We start from the raw sequence: 8977 nt of genomic DNA, 5'->3' as shown, positions 1-8977 counted from the left end.
GTGCGGGTTGACGGCGACGCGGGAGACGGCGCCGACCTCTTCGCGGTCCTCCTTGAGGCTCTGGAGCCCCCGCACGCGCAGGAGGGCGTCGCCGGCGGCGAGGCGGTCGCCGACGCTGATCGTTCCCGCGCCGAGGGTGCCGGTCACGACCGTGCCCCTGCCGCGGACGGTGAAGACCCGGTCGATCCAGAGGCGGACGTCGGCGTCCCGCTCGGGTTCCGGGAGGGAGCGGGTGAGCCGTTCCAGGGCCGCCCGCAGCTCGTCGAGGCCGTCGCCCGTGGCGCCGCTGACCGTGACCGCTTCGACCCGGCCGAGGGAGGTGGCCGCGAGGTGGGCGAGGGACTCCTCCCGCACCCGGTCCGCCGCCGCGGCGTCGGCGAGGTCGCGGCGCGTCACGACGAGGAGGCCGTGCCGGACGCCGAGCGCGTCGAGGACCGCCAGGTGCTCCTCGGACTGGCGCTGCCAGCCCTGGTCGGCGGCCACCACGAACACCACGGCCGGGACGGGCCCGACCCCGGCGAGCATCGTGGTGACGAGCCGCTCGTGCCCGGGGACGTCGACGAAGGCGATCCGGTCGCCGCCCGGCAGGGCCGTCCAGGCGAAGCCCAGCTCGATGGTGAGGCCGCGCCGCCGCTCCTCCTCCAGCCGGTCGGGCTCCATCCCGGTGAGGGCGCGGACGAGCGTGGACTTGCCGTGGTCGACGTGGCCGGCGGTGGCGACGACGTGCGTCATCGGGCCCCCTGGCGGACCTGGGCCAGGACGGCCTCGGCGAGGGCGCCGTCCTGGTCGGGCGGCACGGACCGCAGGTCGAGCAGGCACCGGCCGTCCTCCACGCGGCCCATCACGGCGGGCGTCCCCCGCCGCAGCCGGGACGCGTAGTGCTCGGGCACCGAGACCGCCGTGCTCGGCAGGACGACGCCCGGCGCGCCGCCGCCGCCCACCGCCGCCTCGCTCCCGGCGGCCGCCGCGTCCACTCCCGCGTCCCGGAGCCGGGCGGCGAGCCGCTCGGCCCGTTCCCGCACCGCGCCCGCGTCGGCGTGCAGCGCCTCGGCCGTGGGGGTGAGCGGCCCGCGGAGGGTGGCCTCCAGGGCGGCGAGCGTCAGCTTGTCGACCCGCAGGGCCCGCGCGAGCGGATGGCGGGCGAGGCGCCGCACCGGCTCGTCCTTCCCGAGGATCAGGCCGCACTGCGGGCCTCCGAGCAGCTTGTCGCCGCTGGCGGTGACGAGGTCGGCGCCCGCCTTGAGCATGGACGCGGCATCGGGCTCGTCGGGCAGGAGCGGCTCGGGGGCGAGCAGGCCGGAGCCGATGTCGGCCACGACCGGCACCCCGAGCCCGGCCAGCTCCGCGACGCCGGCGCCGCGCGCGAAGCCGGTCATGCGGAAGTTGGAGGGGTGCACCTTGAGGATGAACCCGGTCTCGTCGCCGACGGCCGCGGCGTAGTCGTCCGGCGTGGTCCGGTTCGTCATGCCGACCTCGCGCAGCCGGGCGCCGGTGGCGGCCAGCAGCTCGGGGATGCGGAACCCGTCGCCGATCTCCACCATCTCGCCGCGGCTGATGACGATCTCCCGGCCGGGGGCGAGCGCGGCGGCGGCCAGCACCAGCGCCGCCGCTCCGTTGTTGACGACGTGCGCGGCCTCCGCCTGGGGCACCCGCTCGCGCAGCGCCGCGAGGACCGAACGCCCGCGCTTGGCGCGCCGGCCGGTCTCCAGGTCGAGTTCGACGTCGGTGGCGCCGGAGGCCACCGCCACGGCCTCGCGGGCCGCCGGCGACAGCGGCGCCCGCCCGAGGTTGGTGTGCAGCAGGACGCCGGTCGCGTTGATCACCGGGCGGAGGCCGGAGGCGTTCGGCGGCAGCGACGCGACGGCGGCGTCGGCCACCGCCTCCGGCGCGATCTCTCCGGCGCGGGCCCGGCGCTGGGCGGCGACGACCGCGGCCTTCACGACGCCGCGCCCGAGCCGCTCCGCCGCGCTCGCGAGGCGCGGTTCGGCGAGCAGCACGTCCGTTCGGGCGATCCGCCGCCGCTCGTCCTCCCCCGCGGCGGGCCCGGCCTCGCGATCCATCAGGCGACCTCCGACATGCAGCGCTACCCCGCCAGCATGGCACGCAAACGGCGCCGCCCCGGAGGAGGGCGCGCCCGCCGGGCTGCTAACATGCATGACTCATGCATTACAGACTCGCGAACCTGCTGGGCGCCGCCTCGCTGGCGGTGACCGACCTGGTGCTGGCCGGGGCCACCGGCACGGGACGGGTGAGCGCGAGCGGCGCCGCGGCGCTGGTCGTCCTCTCCCACGCGCCCGGCCTCGGCGTCACCGAGCTCGGACGCCGCGTCGGGCTGACCCAGTCCGCCGCCGCGCGCATGGTGGACGGGCTCCAGACGTCCGGCCTGGTCCGCCGCCGTTCCGGCGGAGGGCGCGCCGTCCAGGTCCTGCTGACGCTGGAGGGCGAGGAGGCGGCGCGCGCGATGCTGGCCGCGCGGGACGCGCCGCTGGCCGGCGTCCTGGACGTCCTGGACGGCGCCGAGCGCGAGGCGCTCACCGGGCTGCTGGCCAAGCTCCTGGCCCGCCTCTACGAGGAGATCGGCGACTCCGACGTCATCTGCCGCCTCTGCGACCGGGGGTGCTGCACGAGCGGCGGCGTCTGCCCGGTCGGCCAGGCCGAACGCGACGCGGGGCGCGCATGACGGGCGTCCTCCTGGCCCTGGCCTCGGCGCTGCTCTACGGGGTCGCCGACGTCTGGGGCGGCCTGCTGTCGCGCCGCGCCGACTTCGCCGCCGTCGCGCTGCTCGGCCAGGTCGGCGGGCTCGCGTGCGCGGTCGTCGCTGCGGTGGCCGTCCCCGCTTCCGACGTGGCCGCCGGGGACCTCGCGTGGGGCGCGCTCTCGGGCGCCGGGACGGGCCTCGCGATGGTCTTCCTCTACCGGGGCATCAGCAGGGGGAACCTGAGCATCGTCGTCCCGGTCAGCGCGGTCGGCGGGGTGGCGTTGCCGGTGGTCGTCGGCGTCGCGTTCCTCGGCGACCGCCCCACGGCGGCGGCCTGGCTCGGGATCGGCATCGTGGTGCCCGCGCTGTGGCTGGTGTCCCGGTCGCGGTCGGACGAGGGCGGCCGGGTCCGCGCGGCCCTCGTGAACGGGCTCGCGGCGGGCGCCGGGATCGGGGTGCAGTACCTGGCCCTCGCCCAGGCGGGCGACGACTCCGGCCTCTGGCCCGTCGCGGCGGGACGGGTCGCGGCCGTCCTCGCGATCGCTCCGGTGATGCGCTCGCGCGGGCGCCGCCCACCAGGCGGCCTCCCGGGCGGGACGACGTGGCTGTGGGCGGCGGTGAACGGCGGCCTCGCGGCGGCGGCGCTCGTCTGCTACCTCCTCGCGACCCGGCAGCAGCTCGTCGTCATCGCGGTCGTGCTGTCCTCGCTGTACCCGGTGGTTCCGGTGCTGCTCGGCGTCACGGCGCTGCGCGAGCGCCTGTCGCGGACGCAGGCCGTGGGCCTCGCCGGCGCCGCCGCGGCCGTCGTCCTGCTGACGCTCGCCGCCGGATGAGGACCACTCCTTGTCCGCCGCCACCAGGCGCATCGGCCGGGTGTGACAAGGAATCGGGCGGCGTTGTCACCCATCTGAGTGTCTTGTGCGACGCGCGCTCCCTAGCCTGGCGGCCCCAGGTGTCCGCTGACGGAGGTGACACTTTGACGGAGCTGCACGAGAGGTCCGCCCAGGCCGACGATCTGTCAGGGGAGCCCTGGCGCGACGTCCCCCGGGAAGAGGCGCAGTGGATCCGCCCCCACCTTCCGGCGCTGGTCGATTCCATGGTGGAGGGCGTGCTGCGGAACGTCCCCGAGTACGCGCGCCCCGACGACCCCGTCTACACCGAGGTGATGCGCCTCGCGGCGGCGCAGGCCATGGGGCACTTCGTCCAGATGATCGCCGACCCCGACGCCTCCCTGCGGGAGGTGCACCAGGTCTACTTCGACATCGGGTACGGGGAGGCCGTCGAGGGGCGCGGGCTCGAGCACCTGCAGAACGCGATGCGCGTCGCCTCCAGGACCGCGTGGCGGTACCTGTCGCGCGAGGCCGACCGGCTGAAGAAGCCGCGCGACCTGGCGATCGCGCTCACCGAGGCGAACCTCGCCTACCTGGACCTTCTGGCGTCCGCCGCCGCGCAGGGCTACGCCCGGGCGCGGGAGAAGGCCGCGGGCGAGCGCGAGCAGCGCCGCGCCCGCCTGATGAGCCTGCTGCTGTCGGACCCGGCGGCGCCGCGGGACGTCGTCGCCGAGCAGGCCAACCTCGCCGGCTGGCCGCTGCCCGAACGGCTGGCGGTGATCGTGCTGGAGCCGCGGCCCGGCGGCGCCGGGGAGGGGCCCGCCGGGCTGCCGCCGTCCCTGCTGAGCGGCCTGGACCGCGGCCGGCCGTGCCTGGTGATGCCCGACCCGGACCGCCCCGGCGGCCCCGACCGGCTGACCGCCACCCTCGGCGGCTGGGCGGGCGCGGTCGGGCCCTCGGTGCCGCTGGACCGGGCGGGGGTCTCGCTGCGCTGGGCGCACCGGACGCTCGACTCGATGGAGGCCGGGCGGCTCGCCCGGCAGGACCCCGGCGCGCTCGTCCACGCCGACCGGTACGTGCCCGACCTGCTGCTGGAGGAGGGCTGGACGCTCGCCGAGGCGGCCGCCCGGCGCCGGCTGGCCCCGCTCACCGAGCTCGGCCCGCACCGCGGCGGCCGGCTGGCGGCCACGCTGCTGGAGTGCCTCAGGCACGGCTTCAACGCGACGGACGCGGCGGAGGCGCTGTGCGTGCATCCGCAGACCGTCCGGTACCGGCTGGCGCAGCTGCACGAGATCTTCGACTACGACATCGAGGCCCCGGCGATCCGTCTGGAGCTGATGCTGCTGCTCCCCGTCTGGCTGCGCGGCGCCGGCGGGGAGCACGCGTGAGGGACGCGGTCCCCGCTCACTCGGGCCGGGGCGCCGCCTCCGCGACGGGCAGCCTCCCCTCCAGGTAGGCCCGCCGGCACGCGGACCGGGCGATCTTCCCGCTGCTGGTGCGCGGCAGGCCCCCGGGCTCGATCAGCACGAAGTCGTGCACGCGCAGGTCGTGCTGCTGCTTCACGGCCGTCCGCACCGCCCGCGCCACCTCCTCCTGGTCGAGCAGGGCGACCGGCACCCGGCGGTTCCGCTCGGCCACCACGACCAGGCCCTCCGTGCCGCCGGTGTCGACCGCCACCGCGCAGGCGTACTCGCGGCGGATCGCTCGGTGCGCGCCGGAGACGGTGAACTCGATGTCCTGCGGGTAGTGGTTGCGCCCGTCCACGATGACCAGGTCCTTGATCCGGCCGGTGACGAACAGTTCCCCGCCGTGCAGGACGCCGAGGTCCCCGGTGCGCAGCCACGGGGAGCGCGGCAGGTCGCCGTGGTCCGCCAGCACCGCCTCGAACGTCTCCCTGGTGGCCTCGGGCCGCCCCCAGTAGCCGGCCGCGACGTTCGGGCCGTGCACCCAGATCTCCCCGACGGCGCCGTCCGCGAGCCGCGCGCCGGTCTCGGGGTCGGCGATGACGGTGTGCTGCCCGTAGGACGTCCCGCAGGCGATCAGCTGGATCGCGCCGGGCGCGCCCGGGTCGCGGGGCTCGGCGACGCCCCGGCGCAGCCCCTCGTGGTCGAACGCGACGCGGGTCGGCTCCCGGAACCGGGACGAGGCCGACACGTAGACGGTCGCCTCCGCCAGCCCGTACGCGCACACCTGCGCCTCGGGCCGCAGCCCGCAGTCCTTGAACGCCTCGTAGAAGCCGGTGAGCGTGCTCTCCCGGATCGGCTCCGCGCCGTTCATGAAGACCTGCACGCCGCTCAGGTCGAGCTTCGCCTTCTCCTCCTCGGTGACCTGCGCGGTGAGGTACTCGTAGGCGAAGTTGGGGCCGCCGGTGAACGCGTGGTGCTGGGCGCTGAGCAGCTCCAGCCAGCGGACGGGGCGCATGACGAACGCCACCGGATCCATGATCACGCCCGGGTTGCCGTACACCAGCGGCAGCGCGACGGTGGTGACCAGGCCCATGTCGTGGAAGACGGGCAGCCAGTTCACGCCGGACGACACGCGCGGGATGCCGTCGAACGTCCGCCACAGCTGCTCGGCGTTCGTCGCGAAGTTCCCGTGCGTGATGATCACGCCCGCGGGGGTGCGGGTCGAGCCGGAGGTGTACTGCAGGTAGGCGACGTCGCCCGGGTCGACCGGCTCGGGCGTCCAGTCGAGCGCCGCGTCCACCTCGTCGGCGACGATGATCGCGGCGGGCTCGCGGACGCCGCCGCCCGCGAGGAACGAGCGCACGTGCGGCAGCGACGCGCTCGTGGTGATCACGACGTCGGGCTCGGCGTCCCGGTAGACGGCGAGGAGCCGGTCGCCGTGGCCCGGCAGGTCCGGGGAGAACAGCGGGACGCCGATGACGCGGGCGTACATGGCGCCGAGGAACGCGGTGACGTAGTGCAGGTCCTGCGGGGCGAGCAGCGCGACCCGCCGTCCGGGCTCGGTGGCCCGGCGGATGGCGGCGGCGGTGCTGCGGGCGCGCCGGTCCAGCTCGCCCCAGGTCACGTCGGTCGCGACGCCGTCCGGGTCCGCCGTGTAGTCCATGAACGTGTAGGCGCGGTCGCCGGGGAAGTCCTTGGCGAACCGGGCGAGCCGCTCGATCAGCGGCGTGCGGTCGAGCGGGGGGAGGTCGGTCATGCTCGCTCTCCGGTGCTGGGGGCGGTCACGCGGCGGGCGGCGAGGCGCTCGTGGTCGGGCCAGCGGACGTCCCAGACCCAGCCGAGCCTCTCGAACACCCAGATGACGCGGGCGCTGATGTCGATCTGGCCCTTGAGGACGCCGTGCCGCGCGCAGGTCGGGTCGGCGTGGTGCAGGTTGTGCCAGGACTCGCCGAACGACGGGATCGCCAGCCACCACACGTTGCGGGCCCGGTCGCGCGTCCTGAAGTCCTCCTTGCCGAACACGTGGCAGATCGAGTTGATCGAGAACGTGATGTGGTCGCCGACGAAGACGCGCATCACCCCGCCCCAGAACAGCGCGGTGACGGCGCCGTGCCACGACCAGGTGAGCAGCGCGCCCAGCCCCATCGGGACGAGGAAGGTCGACAGCACGATCACGGCGTACACGGGGTCGAGGGACAGGAACCGGATGTCCCGGTCCTTGAGCAGGTCGGGCGCGTACTTGCCGCGGGACGTGCGCTCCTTGCCGAACAGCCAGCCCATGTGCGCGTGGTAGAGGCCCTTGGTGAGGCCCCACACACCGGGTCCGTACGCCCAGGGCGAGTGGGGGTCGCCCTCCTGGTCGGCGTACTTGTGGTGGCGGCGGTGGTCGGCGACCCAGCGGATCACCGAGCCGTGCATGGCCTGCCCGCCGAGGATCGCGAGGGCGATCCGCAGCCACCGCTTGGCCTTGAAGCCGCCGTGGGTGAAGTGCCGGTGGTAGCCGACCGTGATCCCGATCGCGTTCAGCGGGTACAGGAACGCGAAGATGGCCATGTCGGTCCAGCCGATCCCCCAGCCCCACAGGAAGGGGACGGCGCCCAGCAGCCCGATGACGGGCCCGACCACGAACACCACGACCGCGACGCGCTCGGGGAACGGGACGGTGCCGGACAGGTCCGGCTGCGGGGTGCGGCTGCCGACGTCGGCGACGCCCGCTGTCATGTCACGACTCCTTCGATTCCGGGTTGCGACGACTGTGTCGCACCCGGCGCGGCGCGCGGAATGAAGTCGTGTCACATGCTGGGGCACCGCTCTTAGCACTCAACTCAAGATCTGAGGATGTCGGCCACCTCCCGGATCCCGTCTCGGATCGCGCTCTCGGCGAGGTCGCCGAAGCCGAGGACGAGCCGCGGGGGATCGGCCGCGCCGGACGCCCGGTAGGTGCTCATCCCGTACAGGCCGACCGACCGCCGGCGCGCCTCGGCGACGACGCGCCGCTCGTCCGTCCCGCCGGGCAGGTGGGCGACGGCGTGGAAGCCGGCGGCCAGCCCGGTCAGGCGCACGGCGGGGGCGTGCTCGGCGAGGGCCGCCACGAGCGCCGCGCGGCGGCCGGCGTAGACGGGCCGCATCCGGCGCAGGTGCCGCCCGTAGCGGCCGGACTCGACGAGCGCGGCGAGCGCGAGCTGGTCGAGGACGGGCGAGCCGCGGTCGGCGAGCCGCTTCTCCTCCGCCACCGCGCGGGTCAGCGCGGGCGGGCACAGGATCCAGCCGAGCCGCACGGCCGGGGCCAGCGACTTGCTGACCGTCCCGAGGCCGATGACGCGGCCGGGCGCGAGGCCCTGCACCGACCCCACGGGCTCCCGGTCGTAGCGGAACTCGGCGTCGTAGTCGTCCTCGACGACGACCCCGTCCCGCTCGCACGCCCAGTCGGCGAGGGCGCGGCGCCGCTCGGGGGCCAGCACGACGCCGGTCGGCCACTGGTGCGCCGGAGTGACGACGACCGCGCGGGCGCCGCTCGCGTCGAGCGCGTCCACGTCGAGCCCGAGATCGTCCACGGGGACGGGCACCGCCTCGATCCCGGCGCGCTCCGCGGCGGCCATGGTGGCGCCGTCGCCGTAGCCGGGGTCCTCGAACGCCACGCGGCGCACGCCCCGGCGGGCCAGCACGTGCAGGACGATGCCGAGCCCCTGGGCGAAGCCGCCGCAGACGACGATGTCCTCGGCCTCGGCGACCGCCGCGCGCACCCTCCGCAGGTGGCCTGCGAGAACGTCGCGGAGGACCTCGCTGCCGCGCGGGTCGCCGTAGCCGAGCGCCTCGTTGCGCACCGTCCGGGCGACCTCCCGCTGCGCCCACGCCCAGTCGCCGCGCGGGAAGGACGCCAGGTCGGGCAGGCCCGCGGCGAAGTCGACGCGGAGCCGGGACGCGTCCGGCCGCGCGGCGGGCGCCGGTTCGCCGTCGACGGCGCGGACGGGCGCCACGCGCGACGTCGAGGGTGTCGTTGATGACGGCGGTGAAGTCGTGCTCGACGAAGAAGTCGAAGTTGC

Annotated in this window: 8 protein-coding genes; 3 read left to right on the top strand and 5 right to left on the bottom strand. The window is 75.8% G+C overall.

From position 1 onward, the window contains the following. Together AB0C69_RS32425 and selA are read right to left on the bottom strand one after the other, a co-directional pair. A partial coding sequence (locus AB0C69_RS32425; RefSeq protein WP_360358771.1) for a GTP-binding protein occupies positions 1–732 on the bottom strand: 732 nt, incomplete at its 3' end. Then, positions 729–2060, bottom strand: coding sequence for an L-seryl-tRNA(Sec) selenium transferase (selA, locus tag AB0C69_RS32420; RefSeq protein ID WP_360358770.1), 1332 nt, complete (start codon positions 2058–2060; stop codon positions 729–731). The genes selA and AB0C69_RS32425, both read right to left, overlap by 4 nt. 101 nt (positions 2061–2161) lie before the next feature. On the opposite strand from selA, the gene AB0C69_RS32415 reads away from it, so the two are divergent. The 3 genes from AB0C69_RS32415 to AB0C69_RS32405 all read left to right on the top strand — a co-directional run bounded on the left by AB0C69_RS32415 (position 2162) and on the right by AB0C69_RS32405 (position 4916). Next, the gene (locus AB0C69_RS32415; protein WP_360358769.1) at positions 2162–2680 is read left to right on the top strand and encodes a MarR family transcriptional regulator; all 519 of its coding nucleotides are present in this window, start codon (positions 2162–2164) and stop codon (positions 2678–2680) included. Next, positions 2677–3531 carry an EamA family transporter gene (locus AB0C69_RS32410; RefSeq protein ID WP_360358768.1) on the top strand — a complete coding sequence of 285 codons (855 nt, stop codon included), beginning with the start codon at positions 2677–2679 and terminating at the stop codon, positions 3529–3531. The genes AB0C69_RS32415 and AB0C69_RS32410 overlap by 4 nt, the downstream gene beginning before the upstream one ends. Before the next feature lie 143 nt (positions 3532–3674). Beyond that, complete coding sequence (locus tag AB0C69_RS32405) at positions 3675–4916, top strand: helix-turn-helix domain-containing protein (RefSeq protein ID WP_345175679.1); 1242 nt, start codon at positions 3675–3677, stop codon at positions 4914–4916. A gap of 16 nt (positions 4917–4932) precedes the next feature. Here AB0C69_RS32405 and AB0C69_RS32400 read toward each other — a convergent pair whose 3' ends face one another. The 3 genes from AB0C69_RS32400 to AB0C69_RS32390 all read right to left on the bottom strand — a co-directional run bounded on the left by AB0C69_RS32400 (position 4933) and on the right by AB0C69_RS32390 (position 8911). After that, positions 4933–6690: a fatty acyl-AMP ligase gene (locus AB0C69_RS32400; RefSeq protein WP_360358767.1), complete on the bottom strand. Its 1758-nt coding sequence runs from the start codon at positions 6688–6690 to the stop codon at positions 4933–4935. Beyond that, on the bottom strand, positions 6687–7655 hold the full coding sequence (locus AB0C69_RS32395; protein WP_360358766.1) for an acyl-CoA desaturase: 969 nt from the start codon (positions 7653–7655) through the stop codon (positions 6687–6689). The genes AB0C69_RS32400 and AB0C69_RS32395 overlap by 4 nt, the downstream gene beginning before the upstream one ends. Positions 7656–7759: 104 nt before the next feature. Continuing rightward, the gene (locus AB0C69_RS32390) at positions 7760–8911 is read right to left on the bottom strand and encodes a PLP-dependent aminotransferase family protein (RefSeq protein WP_360358765.1); all 1152 of its coding nucleotides are present in this window, start codon (positions 8909–8911) and stop codon (positions 7760–7762) included. Positions 8912–8977 lie beyond the last annotated feature (66 nt).

It is taken from the genome of Actinomadura sp. NPDC048032 (genome assembly GCF_040653175.1).
Lineage (GTDB): Bacteria > Actinomycetota > Actinomycetes > Streptosporangiales > Streptosporangiaceae > Spirillospora > Spirillospora verrucosospora.
This window is presented reverse-complemented; position numbering and strand designations above follow the sequence as displayed.

What these genes read in the sequence shown, in the direction of transcription:
- AB0C69_RS32415 (WP_360358769.1), top strand. Translation starts at nt 2,162, where the DNA reads ATGCATTACAGACTCGCGAACCTGCTGGGCGCCGCCTCGCTGGCGGTG.
- AB0C69_RS32395 (WP_360358766.1), bottom strand. Translation starts at nt 7,655, where the DNA reads ATGACAGCGGGCGTCGCCGACGTCGGCAGCCGCACCCCGCAGCCGGAC.
- AB0C69_RS32400 (WP_360358767.1), bottom strand. Translation starts at nt 6,690, where the DNA reads ATGACCGACCTCCCCCCGCTCGACCGCACGCCGCTGATCGAGCGGCTC.
- selA (WP_360358770.1), bottom strand. Translation starts at nt 2,060, where the DNA reads ATGGATCGCGAGGCCGGGCCCGCCGCGGGGGAGGACGAGCGGCGGCGG.
- AB0C69_RS32410 (WP_360358768.1), top strand. Translation starts at nt 2,677, where the DNA reads ATGACGGGCGTCCTCCTGGCCCTGGCCTCGGCGCTGCTCTACGGGGTC.